The organism is uncultured Campylobacter sp. (assembly GCF_938018145.1).
GTDB lineage: Bacteria > Campylobacterota > Campylobacteria > Campylobacterales > Campylobacteraceae > Campylobacter_A.
Map to the genome: position 1 here is coordinate 1 of NZ_CALIII010000234.1, position 13,431 is coordinate 13,431.

Genomic DNA, 13,431 nt, shown 5'->3' on the forward strand with positions numbered 1-13,431 from the left:
TCTGCGACGCGGTGATCTGCGGCGGCGTGGATAGCCTAAATACGCTAACGATAAACGGCTTTGATAGCCTAGGCATCCTAAGCGCGCGCGAGACCAATCCGTTTTCTAAAAATCGCGACGGCATAAATATCGGCGAAGGCGCGGCCTTTTTCGTGGCGAGCAGGGATGAAATCTCAAACGTAGTTATCGCAGGCGAGCACTCAAACTGCGACGCGTTTCATATGACGCAGCCCGATTTTAGCGGACAGATGCAAACGCAGTGCGTGCAAAAGGCGCTGCAGGCGGCAAATTTAAGCAGCGTAGATTATGTAAATTTACACGGTACCGGCACGCAGGCAAACGATAAAATCGAGGCAAAGATCGTGCATTCGCTCATGCCGCGCGTTTTTGCGAGCTCCGTTAAGCCCCTGATCGGCCACACGTTAGGAGCCGCGGGAGCCATCGAGAGTGCGATTTGCGCCATGCTTTGCGCTAGAGGCGAAACCGCACTGCCGCCGCATGTTTACGATGGCGTTTACGATGATGAGATAGAGGGGATAAATTTGGTAAAATTCGGCCAAAGAGCGGTCGTAAATTCGGCCATGTCGCTGTCGTTTGCATTTGGCGGAGACAATGCAGCGATCGTGTTTGGGAGGGCAAAATGAGCCTTGGAGATTATCTCCCGCACGGTACGGCGATCGTTTTTATTGACGAGGTGCTTAAATTTGAAGATGGGCGCATAAAAACCAAAAGCTTGATAAAAGAGGATAATAAATTTCTTTCAAACGGCAAATTCGCCATGCACAAAACCGTCGAGATGATGGCGCAGTCGCTGGGTATCTACGACTCAAAGATGCGCGAACTAAAAGGTATGAAATTTGGCCTGGGTTTTTTGCTAGGCAGTAGAAAATTTGAGATATTTAAGCCGTTTTTACAGGTCGGAGACGAAGTCGTCATCGATGCTGCCTGCTCGATACAAGACGCAAGCGGTTTTGGCGTTTACGACTGCGAGCTTTACGTAAACGGCGAGCTTGGAGCGCGCGCGACGCTAAACGTGCTAAGCCCGGACGAGGAATACGTAAAAAGGATACTAGATGAGTAAAAGAGTGCTGATAACGGGCTCAAGTCGCGGCATCGGCGAAGCGGTGGCTAGACGGCTGGCGGCGGCGGGATATGAGGTCGTGCTGCACGGCAAAAGCGCGAGCGAGCGGCTATTAAATTTACAAAACGAGTTAAATTTGAGCGCTTTAAAATTTGACGTAGCAGATACGCAGGCGGCACGGGTGGCGATCGAGGCCGATATAGAGGCAAACGGAGCTTATTACGCTGTCGTGATAAACGCCGGTATCACGCGCGATAATACCTTCGTAGCGATCGAGGATGAGGATTGGTTTAGTGTTATTGATACGAATTTAAACGGCTTCTATAACGTCCTAAAGCCCGCTCTCATGCCTATGATCCGCGCTAAAAAGCCGGCTCGTATCGTCGTCATGAGCTCGGTTTCGGGCGTCATCGGCAACCGCGGTCAGAGTAACTACGCAGCAAGCAAGGCTGGTCTCATCGGCGCGGCAAAGTCTCTCGCCGTCGAGCTTGCCTCGCGAAATATCACCGTAAACTGCATCGCGCCCGGACTCATCGAGACCGATATGACGGACGGCGGTTTGCCGATCGAGGAGATATTAAAGGCGATCCCAGCCAAAAGAGCGGGCAGGGCAGACGAGGTCGCGCCTTTAGTCGAGTTTTTACTAAGCGAGGGCGCAGCCTACATAACGAGGCAGGTTATCGGCGTAAACGGAGGGCTTTGCTGATGCGAGTTTTTATAACGGGCATGGGCATGGTGAGCGCCTTTGGCAAGAGCTGGGATGAGATAAGGGCCAAATTTGAGCTTGGTCGAAACGCCGTGAGATACATGCCTCAGTGGGATAGATACGCCGATCTAAATACCCGCCTGGCCGCACCTATAGAGGGCTATGAGTGCCCTAGCTCGTGGGATCGCAAGCAGCTAAGAAGCCTGGGCACCGTTTCGATGTACAGCGTAGAGGCGGCGGGGCTGGCGCTAAGAGACGCGGGGCTCATGCGAGGCGAAAATTTAGACGCCGCAAGCCTCGATCCTAGCGTACAGGACGGCAGACTGGGCGTCGCCTGCGGTTCGTCTACGGGTAGCACCGAGTCGATACTAGCGATGGCAAAGCTGCTAGAGCGCGGCGAAAACGAGTGCAATGCCAACACCTACATCAAGATGATGCCTCACACCACGGCGGCAAATATCGCGCTTTTTTACTCGCTAAAAGGGCGCATCATCCCGACATCATCGGCCTGCACGAGCGGATCGCACGCGATCGGATACGCCTACGAGAGCATCAAAAGCGGCAAGATCGACATGATGCTAGCCGGCGGCGCTGAGGAGCTGTGCCCGAGCGAGGCATATGTGTTTGACATGCTCTACGCCACTAGCGTGAAAAACGGCTCGCCTGAAATTTCGCCGACTCCCTTTGACGAGGGGCGCGACGGGCTTGTGCTAGGTGAGGGTGCTGGGATACTTTTGCTAGAAAGCGAGCAGAGCGCCGTAAAACGCGGAGCTAAAATTTACGCCGAGGTCGTGGGCTTTGGCTCAAACTGCGACGGCTCGCACGTAACGCGCCCGCAAAGCGCGACGATGAAAGGCGCGATGGTTTTAGCTTTAAAAGACGCAAATTTAACGCCCGAAAAGATCGGCTACGTAAATGCTCACGCCACGGCGACTAAGCACGGCGACATCGCCGAGAGTATCGCTACAAACGAGCTTTTTGGCGATAAGATCGCTATCAGCTCGCTAAAAAGCTACCTCGGTCATACGCTGGGAGCTTGCGGCGGTTTGGAGGCGATATTTAGCGTGATGATGATGCGGGAGAAAAGATTTTTCCCTACGATAAATTTGACCCGCGTCGATCCTAGTTGCGCGCCGCTTTTTTACCTGACCGAGCAAACCGCGATAGATACGGACTTTGTGATGAGCAACAACTTTGCTTTCGGCGGAGTAAATACATCGCTGATATTTAAAAGAATTTAAAATTTGAAGGTAAAATATGAAACGAATTTTGGCTGTTTTGCTTTTGATTTGCTCTTTTACGACAGCAAAGGACGAGTTTTACGAGCACGATATCGCAAGCGCGCTGGAGTCTAAATTTGCAAAGAAATATCTGCTAAAAGATATAAGCTTGCAGTTTTCTAAACAGACGGACGAGGAGCTAGAGCCGGTAAAATCGCAAAGGCGTAGCAACAAATACCGCGCGGTCGAGGAAGATAGTTTCGGCGACGCGGTAAAAGACCCGCGCGAGGATAACTATAAGGAGTCTTGCGAATACGTATTTGTCAAGGTTTTGGTCGATCTGCAAACGGCGGCGAAAAACGCGGGCAAAAACAGCGTCGTGAACATACAAGGAAACTATAAGGATAAGTTGCTAGACAGCAAGGATAAATTTCAATGCGCGGTCGGAAATATGGCGACTGCGGTGGCGTTGAAAGCAAATTTGAAATAAGGAGAAAAAATGAAAAAATTACTGGTTTTAGCGGGCGTTTGCGCCTTGGCTTTAAATTTGAGCGCGCGCGACGACGTGCTTAGCTTTTCGATCGAGGAGGCGCTAAGCTCGCCAAAGGCAAAAGAGGTGCTAAATCCAAACATCAAGCTAAGCTTCGGCTCTGGTACGAAAGGCGGCATCATCAAAAGCGACCTAATGGCAAACAAAAAAACCAACGCCTTCAATAAAAGCGACAAAGAGGCGTGCCAGTGGGCATTTTTGTCGGCGATAAAGACCTTCCAGGAGCGCGCAGTGCAAGAGGGCGGCGCGAAGGTGGTAAATTTAACTGGCTACTACAAAAAACAGCCTTTTGACTCCAAAACGCAGTTTCAGTGCGGAGCCGGTGCTCTGATGGCCGGCGTAACGCTAAAAGGCGATATCGCAAAATAACGGCGAGAGGGGCGAATGAGGCTAAATTTTAAACTCGATTTTTTCGATGCGGTAGTTTTTAACGGCGCGCAGGACGCGAAGCTGGCGGCATACGAGAGGGAGCTTGACGTCTCGCACGTGCCTCCGCTTGAGCGGCGCAGGCTTAGCCGCGCGGCAAAGTGCGCCTTTGATCTAACCAAAAACATCGCGCCGCTTGATATGCCTATCGTGTTTAGCTCGTACGAAGGTGAGATAAATCGCTGTTTTGAGCTGCAAAATACGCTAGCTCACGGCGAGCTCATCTCGCCGACCTCGTTTTCGCTCTCGGTACACAACGCCCTTTCCTCGCTTTTAGCGATAAATTTTAAAAATCGCAGTGAAATCTCCGCCGTTTCGGCATACGCACCGCTAGAGTACGCACTGGTGCAGGCGCATCTGATGTTAAAAAGCGGAGCCAAAAACGCTCTGGTTTTAGCCTATCACGAGAGCATTTCGCAGGAGTATTTTGACGAGTCTGCGCCCTCTTGTATGGTTTGTTTGCTAGTTAGCGAGGGCGAAAATTTGAGCCTATCGCAAGGCGAAATTAGCGGCAAAACGGATGAAAATTTGCTCGTTAAATTCCTGCAAAATTTTGATCCGAAGCAAAAATGCTCCTGGCAAAGCGCGGATAAAAACTCCGCTTGGCGGTGGGATTATGAGCCCTCGTCACTGGTTTAAAATTTTTATCGTAGGGGCGAATTTCGCGCTATTTGGACTCATTTGCGCGCTTGGAAATTTGATCTTTGTTCCGGTTGCGCTTCTTGGGCTTTATAAATTTAAATTTATCCGAAATTTTTGCCGCGATCTGGTGCGTTTGGCTTGGAGATTTTTTATATTTTCTACGCAAATTTGCGGCTATCAGCGCACCAAATTTGACCTTCCTTTGGGGCTTGGCTCCGCCTCGCAGATAATCATCGCAAATCACCCTTCGCTTTTAGACGTCGTCTTTTTGATAGCTCTCATCCGCCGTGCAAACTGCGTGGTAAAAGCAAGCCTTGGTAAAAATATATTCTTAGCTCCGGCGATAAAATCCTGCGGATATATCCTAAATACCGCAAACGAGGAGCTCTTGCAAAAAAGCGCGGACGCACTAAAAAGCGGCGAGAGCTTGATAATATTTCCAGAAGGCACGCGCACGGCGGGCGAGATAGTCTTTCACAAAGCAGCCGCCTACATCGCGGTAAATGCGGCAAAACAGCTAGTCGCCATAGCTATTAAAATGGACCCGCCCAGCCTCAAAAAAAACGAGCCTTGGTACAAAACCCCGAGCGTTATGATAAAATACGAGTTCAAAGAGCTTTTTAGGCTAAATTTAGACGGATTTTGCGCGGATAGACCAAACCCGATCAGAGCTAGAGAGCTGCACGCTTTTATCAGCGAAAATTATACAAAGGAGTTTAAACAATGAACGAACTAATAGACGAGATAAAAGAGCTCATCATAAAGAGCTTAAATTTAGAGGATATGAAACCAAGCGATATCGACGAGAACGCGCCGCTTTTTAACGAAGGACTAGGTCTTGATAGCGTCGATGCGCTTGAGCTTGGCCTTGCGGTACAAAAAAGCTACGGCCTGGTACTGGACTCTAAAACCGCAAATTTAAAAGAGATTTTTTACAGCGTAAAAAGCCTCGCGCAATACATCTTTGAAAATAGGAAATAACGATGAGACAGGAAGAAATTTTTGAGATTTTAAAGTCAGCGCTCGTGCAGCTTTTTGAGATCGACGAGGCCAAAATCACGCCGCAAACGCGCATTTACGAGGATTTGCAGATAGATAGCATCGACGCGATCGATCTTATAGATCACATCAAGCGCAAAACGGGCCACCGATTGATGCCTGAAGACTTTAAAAACGTAAAAACGCTCGAAGACATCGTAAACGCGGTGGCTAAAAAATTTGACGAGCAAGCTTAAAATCGCCCTAAGCGTAGTTAGCGTCATCTACCCGTTCGCGCTATTTTTCGCGGGCGATTTTGCCTTTTGGGTCGTTTGGGTGCTGGCTGTGCTGTGGATAGCGCGCGGGGTGTGCTCAAGCGGCTTTGAGAGGAAGCTTAGCATCGCGGCCGCCGTTTTTTTCATAGTTTGTATGATTTTTAGAGGCGGATTTTTAGCGTATCTTTACCCGGTTTTGGTGAGTTTGGCGTTTTTGGCCTTTTTTGCTTTTAGCTTAAAAAACGAAGCCGTCATCACCAAAATAGCAAAACTAAAAGAGCCAAATTTGGACGAAAAAGGCGTGATTTATACGCGAAATTTGACCAAAATTTGGTGCGCGTTTTTTGTTTTTAACGCCGCCTTCTCGCTCGCGCTAGCCTTGATGGAAGATAAATTTTACTGGAGCATTTATAGCGGCGCGGTCTCTTACGCGCTGATGGGGGCGCTATTTTTCGGGGAAATTTTATTTAGAAAGAGATTTATAAAAAATAATGAGCTTTGAGGAAAATTTAAAAAATTTTAGATTTACGGACGACTCTCGCGACGTCTTTGACGCGTGCCTTAGATTTGCCGCATTTTTAGAAAAGGGGGGCGTAAAGGAGCTACAAATTTACATTGACGACGCGTTTAAATTTTACGTCGCATTTTTCGGCTCTCTTTTGGCCGGGTCTGCACCTTATGTATTGGCAAAGCCGATCTATGAGGCAAATTTGACCGCCGTAAACGACGAAAATTTTTTAAATTTTCTTGCAAACGAGACCGCCAGGGGGCTTAAATTTGATCCGCAGGCTAAATTTTACCTGCAAACTTCGGGCTCTAGTGGCAAGAGCAAGATGATAGAAAAGTCGCTCGCGCAGATGATAAAAGAGAGCGAGTATCTAGCGGACGAGCTAAATTTTAGCGAGCAAAATACCTTTTTTTCGAGCGTTTCGCACAGGCATATGTTTGGGCTTACCTTTAAGGTCTTTTTACCGCTAGTGCTAGGCGCTCGCGTCATCGCGGACGAGCTAAACTACCCCGAGGCGATTTTGGGTTTAAGTCTCGCAAATCACGTATTTATCGCTAGTCCGGTGCTGCTTAAAACGCTAGCTCAAAGCCCCGCCGCAAGCGCGCTAAAAGGCTTAAGCGGGATCGTAAGCGCGGGTTCGCCGCTAAAAAAGGAGCTAAGAGGCGAGCTGGGCCGAATCTGCGACGCGCGTATCATCGAAATCTACGGCAGCACGGAAACTGGCATAGTGGCAAAAGACTGCGGCGACGGGCTTAGGCTATTTGGCGCGGTGAATGCGGGACTGGACGATAGAGGCGCGCTAAACGTGAGCTCGCCTTGGTGCGAGTTTTTTCAGACTAACGACGCGGCGAGTATCGACGAGGGACGCCTCGCGCTACAAGGCAGGATAGACCGCATCGTGAAGCTAAACGACAAGCGCGTGAGTCTGGAGAGCATCGAAGCAAAGCTGCTAGAAAGCGGCTTGCTCGCGGACTGCTACTGCGCGCCGCATCCGAAATTTAAACGTATCGCCGCGCTCTTGGAACTAAACGGCGAGGGGCTTAAAAAATTTAGAAAAATCGGCAAAAAAGGCGTGGTAGCCGAGCTAAAAGAGCTTTTGAAGCTTGAGTTTAAAAACAGCGTGCGATACTTTAAAATCGTGGAAAAAATGCCGCGAAATCAGCAGGGCAAATTTGAAAAAAGCGAATTTGAAAACGCACTATTTGCTAGTCCCAAACCCGTATGGAGCGGCGGGGCGCGTAAATGAAGCGGGCGAAATTTGCGGCGGTAAAATTTATGGAAGCGGCCAAAATTTAGAGATCGGTTTAGGCTGCGGCGCAAATTCTAGCTGCGTTAAATTTGACGAAAACGGCGAGCGGCTTGAAAACCACGCGCAAAAATACGAATTTAGCGCTATCATGCACGCAGGACTTGAGATTTTTGAAAGCCATTTTCCAAATTTACCGCTGCTACCTGGCTTTATGCAGCTTGACTACGTCTTTGAGCTAGCTAGCGGCGTCGGTATTGATATTAGCGGCGCTAGCACGGTGGAAAATCTAAAATTTATGAAGTTTGTAAGACCGGGCGATTTGCTTCGCGTTTGTTTTGAAAAACGCGGCGGCAAGCTTTACTTCGAGCTGTTTTGTAACGGCGAAAAATGCTCGACGGGAAGGGCTACTCTTTGAATAAATTTGCATTTTTGGTGCCTTTTTACAATCACCCGCAAAATATCAAAGCCCTGATCGCCGCGCTAAAAGCCTACGAGCTGCCCGTTATCGTCGTGGATGACGGCTCGGATGAGGCGAGCAAGCAAATTTTAGCAGAGCTTGAGCGTACGGAGGGTATCTTGCTGCTCACGCGCGCGCAAAACGGCGGCAAGGGCATCGCGATGAAGGACGGGTTTAAATTTGCTCTAGAGCGCGGTTTTAGCCACGTTTTGCAAATCGACGCCGATTTTCAGCACGACGCGGCACTCATCGGCGAGTTTTTGCGCGAGAGCGAGGTGCACCCGCAAAGTATCGTCTGCGCAAATCCTATCTACGGCGATGATGCGCCAAAATCCCGCGTCCACGGTAGGAAAATCACGAATTTTTGGGTCGCGATAAATACGCTAAGCCTTGGCATCAAAGACGCTATGTGCGGCTTTCGCGTTTATCCTTTAGAGCAGCTTAGAAAAGCGGCGGCAAAAAGCAAGACCAATAGAATGGAATTTGACATCGAAATCCTCGTAAATGCCGCTAGGCAGGGCGTAGATATGCGCTGGATAGATACCTGTGTGCGTTACGAAAAGGGCGGCGTTTCGCACTTTAAGATGGTGCGCGATAACGCGCTAATCAGCCTCATGCACGCAAAATGCTTCTTTTCTCTGCCCAAATTTATGCTTAGTAAAATTTGGCGAGCGTGCGGGTTAAATTTGCGCGAAAAGACGCGCGACGAGCCTCGTAAATTTGACGCAGAGTCCGTCAAAAGCAGTGATAAAAACGGGGTAAACGCTCAAATTTCCGTAGAGCCTAAGGAAAACGGGGTCAAATTTGACGGTGCGACAAATGAAGCAAGCAAGGCGCAAACGCCGTTAAATTTAAGCAAAAGCGCAAATTTTAAGAACGGCGCAAATGACGCGCAAAATTTAAAAAAATCGCAAGAAAACGCCGAGCAAAATCTATGGTGGAAAAAGCAGGAAAGAGGCGGCGCGTTTTTTTTGAGGCTTAGCCTATTTTTGGCGCAAATTTTGCCTGAGTTTGCGCTAAAGCTTATCGTTAAAATCGTGGTTTGGTTTTATTATATTTTTTCAAAAAACGAGCGCGAAAATATTGCGGAGTTTAGGCGAAATTTAAGCGTTTTTGCCGGCTCGCAGACGCTAAAAGGCACTAGCGTTTTTAGCCATTTCGAAGCTTTTGGCGGCGCTATATGCGATAAATTTAGAGTCTGGAAAGGCAAGATCAAGGATAGCGAGCTAGAAATCATTGACCTAGAGTGTATCAAAAGCGAGCTGATCGGCGCGAAAAAAGGGCAAATTTTACTTACGGCGCACCTTGGAAACGTCGAAATTTGCAAGGCTCTGGGCGCGCGGGTCGATGGCTTTAGGATGGTGATTTTGGTTTACGACAAAAACTCGCGCGAGTTTAACGAAGTGCTAAAGCGCATCAGCCAAAACGACGGCAGCGTGCGTATGATGCTGGTCAATGAGCTCGACGTTGCTGCGATGCTGGAGCTAAAAAATATCGTCGAAAACGGCGAGCACATCGGCATAATGGGCGATAGAACTCCTCTTGGCGGCGATAAGGCCGCGCGGGTGAAATTTCTGGGCAAGGAGGCGAGCTTTAACTACGGTCCGTACTTGATCGCGGGGATTTTAGGCGTAAAGATAAGCTCGCTATGGTGTCAAAAGATAGGCGGTAAATTTAGGATCGAGCTAGTGCCGCTAGCAAGCGCCGTAAAGCTGGGGCGAGATAAAGCCGCCGCAGCTCGCGAATATCTGCAAATTTACGTCCGCGAGCTGGAAAATCGCTGCAAGCAAACGCCTGCGCAGTGGTTTAATTTTTTTGATTTTTGGAGATGAGATGATATCAAAATCAGTCGCGCTAAAGGCGCAGTTTTACGACGTGGACAGCATGAACGTCGTGTGGCACGGCAACTACGTGAAGTATTTCGAGACGGCTAGATGCGCGCTGCTGGAGGAGATAGGCTACGACTACGAGGCGATGAGGGCGGACGGCTACGCCTACCCGATCGTAAAAATCGAGGCCAAATACGTAAAACCCGTATTTTTCGGCGATGAGATCGAGGTGGAGGCGACGCTAAAGGAGTGCGAGTGCTTTCTAAAGATCGGCTACGTCGTAAAAAGCGCAAAAACAGGCGAGACGCTGTGCACGGGCACGAGCTCGCAAGCAGCCGTGGATATGCGCGCGATGCAGACGTGCTTTGAGATCCCGCAAGAGTTACAAAATGCAATAAAAAGGTATATAAATGAAAAAAATAGCGATAATTTTTAGTTTGACGGCGAGCCTGATGGGGCTTGATTTTAACGAGATAAAATCTCAAATCAAAACGCAAAATATCAGCGGCGATTTCGCGCAGACGAAGTTTTTGAGCGGATTTAACGTGGAGTTTAAAAGCTACGGTAAATTTGAACTCAGTCAAAGCGAACTGCTCTACGACACGCTAAGCCCCATCGCGGTGAGCATCGTCATAAACGAGCGCGGCATCTTTCAAAAAAGCGGCAATCAGCTCATAAAAATCGATCAAAATTTTGATAAAAAGCTCTTTTTATCCATCATAAAGCTCGATAAAGACGAGCTTGAGAAGGAATTTATCTTTAAGATCTCAGGCGACAAAAACAACTGGAAAATCGAGCTCACACCTAAAAACGTGCTGCTAAAGCAAATCTTTACGCGTATCTTGGTAGGAGGCGATAAATTCGTCCGTAAGATCGTACTAAACGAGGTTAGCGGCGATAAAACGGTAAATGATTTTTACAACGTAAAATGAAAAAATCCGCGCGTTTTTTTATCTTTTTAGCGGCGTTTTTGGCCGCGCTCGCCGTTTGTTTTACAAACGCGAAAAAGATAAATGCGGATATTTTTTCTCTAGTAAAATTTGAAAACTCTGCCGAGAAAACAGCGCTAAAATCGATGCTAGATAGCGCTTCAAACGACTTTTTGCTAGCTTCGGATTCGCCCGAGTTTTTAGAAAAAAGCGAAATTTTAGCCGAACAAAGCGGAGTTTTTGAGGAGCACCGCGCAAAGCAGGACGTAAATTTAACCTCCTATCTAACCCAGCTAAACACCCTAAAAATCGCGCTTTTAAACGAGCAAACCTATGAGCTTTTAGTAAAAGACAAAAACGAGTTTTTCAGACAAAGCGCGCAAAATTTATTTAATCAATTCGCCTTTAAGCCGCTTAACGCGAAGGATGATTTTTTCGCCCTAAGCTCGCACATGAGCATGGATGGCTCAAAAATCAGCCTAAATTTGTCAAATTTGATGCTAGAAGCCGCACACGAGGGCGAGAAATTTTATCTCGTAAAAGCGCGCCTAAAGCCCGGCTACGATCCGCGAAATTTGATCAAATTTTATGAAAGCGTACGCGAGCTTGCGGCACAAGACGGAGCGCAGGCTTACGCTAGCTGCGGCGCGCTATACGGAGCCTACGGAAAAGCGGGCGGCGACAAAGAAAGCGTAGTCATGAGTGCGGTTTCGCTTAGCCTTTGCGCGATTTTTTTGCTACTCGCGTTTAAAAATTTGCGCATTTTTTGCGTCGTTTTCGTCGCGATTTTCGGCTTTGCGTGCGGGCTTGCGGCTTCGCTTTTGATCTACGAGAGCCTTAGCGTCATGGTCGTGGTTATCGGCACTAGCCTCGTGGGCCTCATGTTTGATTTTGCGCTACACTGGCTGGGTAAAAATCAAAACGCGCCCGTGGCGGCCGCGAGCGTGCGTCCGATGCTTAAAATTTTCTTGCTCGGGCTTTGCATCACGATGAGCGGATACGGCGTTTTTGCCTTTTCTTCGCTTGAGCTACTGCGTCAAACTGCGATATTTTCGCTATTTACGCTGCTTGGGGCGTTTTTATTTACCTATTTTTGCCTGCCTTTTATATTTGAGGGCGCGACGTTTTCGCAAAGCGCCTTGTTTTCAAGGTTTTTTGATAAATTTGCGGGACTTTGCGAGCGCGCGGCGGGAGCGATAAATTTAAAAATTTTACTCGCCGTATTTGTGCTTTGCACGGGAATTTTGGCGTTAAATTTTAAAAGTTTAAGCGCGCCCGAGCAGATCAAAGACTACGCAAACTCGCCCGCGGAACTACTGGAGCAGTCTAAAAAGATCAGCGAGATAACGGGCGCCGCGCCGCAAAACTCCGTCATCGTGCTAAAAGGCGACAGTGATCTGGTCGGCGATGAAAAGCGGCTGATGCGCGAGCTAAAGCAGGCAAATCTCGTAAAAGACTACGCGTCGATTTCTAAATTTATCCTAAGCCGCGCCGAGCAGGAAAGTGTAAAAAATATCTTTAAAGAGGCCGCAAAAGACGAGGAGATTTTTAAAATTTACGCTCAGTTTGGCTTGCCTGGCGAGCTAGTAAAGTCAGAACTAGAAAAGATCGCAAACGCGCAAACTATCGGCGCTAGCGAGATTTTAGAATTTGACGCGGCAAAAAATTTGACGCGATTTTTGCCGAGTCAAAACAGCACTGCGGTATACGCCGGGGGGCTTGTGGGCGGCGTAAAAACGGATGAAATTTTAAAGGCAAACGGCGCTTTTAGCGTCGATTTCGTCGGCGCGCTAAATCAAAATTTGACCGAGGCAAAGGCCTGGGCTGCGGTGCTAAAGGGTGGCGCGTTTTTGCTTGCGTTTGCGCTTTTGTGGGCGTTTTTCGGGGCGGCGCGCTCGCTTTTGGTTATGAGCGTCATCGCGCTTGGCGTACTAGCCGTGCTTTGCGGCTTTACGGCGCTCGGCGTCCACGTAAATATTTTTGCGATTTTCGGGCTCATTTTGGCGAGCGCGGTCGGGATAGATTATCTCATTTTTGCGCTAAACGACGACTTGTCGCGGCGGGAGCGCGTTTTTGGGATATTTGCCGCGTTTATCACGAGCTTTATCTCGTTTTTTGCGCTTAGTTTTAGCCAGACGCCCGCAGTTAGCGTTTTTGGGCTCGCAGTTAGCCTTTGCGTCGCATTTTACGGGCTTGCCGCATGCACGCTCGCGATGAAAAATTTGGCTTAAATTTAGCAAAAAGCGGTATAATCGGCGACTCTAGGGTGCGAAATTTGACCCGTACGGGCGCGCCAAATTTAATAAAACGGAAAGAAAATGCTAAAAATAAACGGCAAAGATGAGTGCGAATTTATCGGTAAAACCGTAGCGCAGCTGCTTGCGGCGAAGGGGCTAAAGCCCGAGCGCATCGCGGTCGAGCTAAACGGCGAAATCTTGCCAAAAGATAAATTTGATACGGCGCTAAGAGACGGCGACTCGGCCGAGATAGTGCATTTTGTAGGCGGAGGTTGAGATGAAATTTGACGAAAATAACGATATTTTAGAGCTTGGCGGGCATAAATTTAGCTCGCGTTTTATCC

Annotated in this window: 18 protein-coding genes; all 18 read left to right on the forward strand. The window is 48.5% G+C overall.

Annotated features, from left to right (window positions below; translation table 11 throughout):
* The coding region (locus tag Q0338_RS05300; RefSeq protein ID WP_298085850.1) for a beta-ketoacyl synthase N-terminal-like domain-containing protein at positions 1-644 on the forward strand (644 nt) is incomplete at its 5' end.
* On the forward strand, positions 641-1,081 hold the full coding sequence (locus Q0338_RS05305) for a thioester dehydrase (protein WP_298085851.1): 441 nt from the start codon (positions 641-643) through the stop codon (positions 1,079-1,081). The genes Q0338_RS05300 and Q0338_RS05305, both read left to right, overlap by 4 nt.
* On the forward strand, positions 1,074-1,787 hold the full coding sequence (fabG, locus tag Q0338_RS05310; protein WP_298085852.1) for a 3-oxoacyl-ACP reductase FabG: 714 nt from the start codon (positions 1,074-1,076) through the stop codon (positions 1,785-1,787). The genes Q0338_RS05305 and fabG overlap by 8 nt, the downstream gene beginning before the upstream one ends.
* Entirely contained in the window at positions 1,787-3,028 is a 1,242-nt protein-coding gene (locus Q0338_RS05315) for a beta-ketoacyl-ACP synthase (protein ID WP_298085853.1), read from the forward strand. Before fabG ends, Q0338_RS05315 begins: the two co-directional genes overlap by 1 nt.
* A gap of 16 nt (positions 3,029-3,044) precedes the next feature.
* The gene (locus Q0338_RS05320) at positions 3,045-3,497 is read left to right on the forward strand and encodes a hypothetical protein (RefSeq protein ID WP_298085854.1); all 453 of its coding nucleotides are present in this window, start codon (positions 3,045-3,047) and stop codon (positions 3,495-3,497) included.
* Between the two features lie 9 nt (positions 3,498-3,506).
* A complete protein-coding gene (locus Q0338_RS05325; protein WP_298085855.1) occupies positions 3,507-3,926 on the forward strand; it encodes an excinuclease ABC subunit A in 420 nt (139 codons plus the stop codon).
* A 15-nt stretch (positions 3,927-3,941) separates the two neighbouring features.
* Positions 3,942-4,622 carry a beta-ketoacyl synthase chain length factor gene (locus Q0338_RS05330; RefSeq protein WP_298085856.1) on the forward strand — a complete coding sequence of 227 codons (681 nt, stop codon included), beginning with the start codon at positions 3,942-3,944 and terminating at the stop codon, positions 4,620-4,622.
* The gene (locus Q0338_RS05335) at positions 4,600-5,352 is read left to right on the forward strand and encodes a 1-acyl-sn-glycerol-3-phosphate acyltransferase (protein WP_298085857.1); all 753 of its coding nucleotides are present in this window, start codon (positions 4,600-4,602) and stop codon (positions 5,350-5,352) included. Before Q0338_RS05330 ends, Q0338_RS05335 begins: the two co-directional genes overlap by 23 nt.
* Positions 5,349-5,606: a phosphopantetheine-binding protein gene (locus tag Q0338_RS05340; RefSeq protein ID WP_002946940.1), complete on the forward strand. Its 258-nt coding sequence runs from the start codon at positions 5,349-5,351 to the stop codon at positions 5,604-5,606. Before Q0338_RS05335 ends, Q0338_RS05340 begins: the two co-directional genes overlap by 4 nt.
* A gap of 2 nt (positions 5,607-5,608) precedes the next feature.
* A complete protein-coding gene (locus Q0338_RS05345; RefSeq protein ID WP_298085858.1) occupies positions 5,609-5,860 on the forward strand; it encodes an acyl carrier protein in 252 nt (83 codons plus the stop codon).
* Complete coding sequence (locus tag Q0338_RS05350) at positions 5,844-6,380, forward strand: DNA gyrase subunit B (RefSeq protein WP_298085859.1); 537 nt, start codon at positions 5,844-5,846, stop codon at positions 6,378-6,380. Before Q0338_RS05345 ends, Q0338_RS05350 begins: the two co-directional genes overlap by 17 nt.
* Positions 6,370-7,632: an AMP-binding protein gene (locus Q0338_RS05355; RefSeq protein WP_298085860.1), complete on the forward strand. Its 1,263-nt coding sequence runs from the start codon at positions 6,370-6,372 to the stop codon at positions 7,630-7,632. Before Q0338_RS05350 ends, Q0338_RS05355 begins: the two co-directional genes overlap by 11 nt.
* Positions 7,574-8,050, forward strand: coding sequence for a hypothetical protein (locus Q0338_RS05360; protein ID WP_298085861.1), 477 nt, complete (start codon positions 7,574-7,576; stop codon positions 8,048-8,050). Before Q0338_RS05355 ends, Q0338_RS05360 begins: the two co-directional genes overlap by 59 nt.
* A complete protein-coding gene (locus Q0338_RS05365) occupies positions 8,023-9,924 on the forward strand; it encodes a glycosyltransferase family 2 protein (protein ID WP_298085862.1) in 1,902 nt (633 codons plus the stop codon). The genes Q0338_RS05360 and Q0338_RS05365 overlap by 28 nt, the downstream gene beginning before the upstream one ends.
* Before the next feature lies 1 nt (position 9,925).
* Positions 9,926-10,357 (forward strand): thioesterase family protein, encoded by a 432-nt coding sequence (locus tag Q0338_RS05370; RefSeq protein WP_298085863.1) that lies wholly within the window; start codon positions 9,926-9,928, stop codon positions 10,355-10,357.
* The gene (locus tag Q0338_RS05375; protein WP_298085864.1) at positions 10,332-10,853 is read left to right on the forward strand and encodes an outer membrane lipoprotein carrier protein LolA; all 522 of its coding nucleotides are present in this window, start codon (positions 10,332-10,334) and stop codon (positions 10,851-10,853) included. Before Q0338_RS05370 ends, Q0338_RS05375 begins: the two co-directional genes overlap by 26 nt.
* The gene (locus Q0338_RS05380; RefSeq protein ID WP_298085865.1) at positions 10,850-13,081 is read left to right on the forward strand and encodes a hypothetical protein; all 2,232 of its coding nucleotides are present in this window, start codon (positions 10,850-10,852) and stop codon (positions 13,079-13,081) included. Before Q0338_RS05375 ends, Q0338_RS05380 begins: the two co-directional genes overlap by 4 nt.
* 87 nt (positions 13,082-13,168) lie before the next feature.
* On the forward strand, positions 13,169-13,363 hold the full coding sequence (gene thiS, locus Q0338_RS05385) for a sulfur carrier protein ThiS (protein ID WP_298085866.1): 195 nt from the start codon (positions 13,169-13,171) through the stop codon (positions 13,361-13,363).
* The last annotated feature ends 68 nt before the right edge of the window (positions 13,364-13,431 follow it).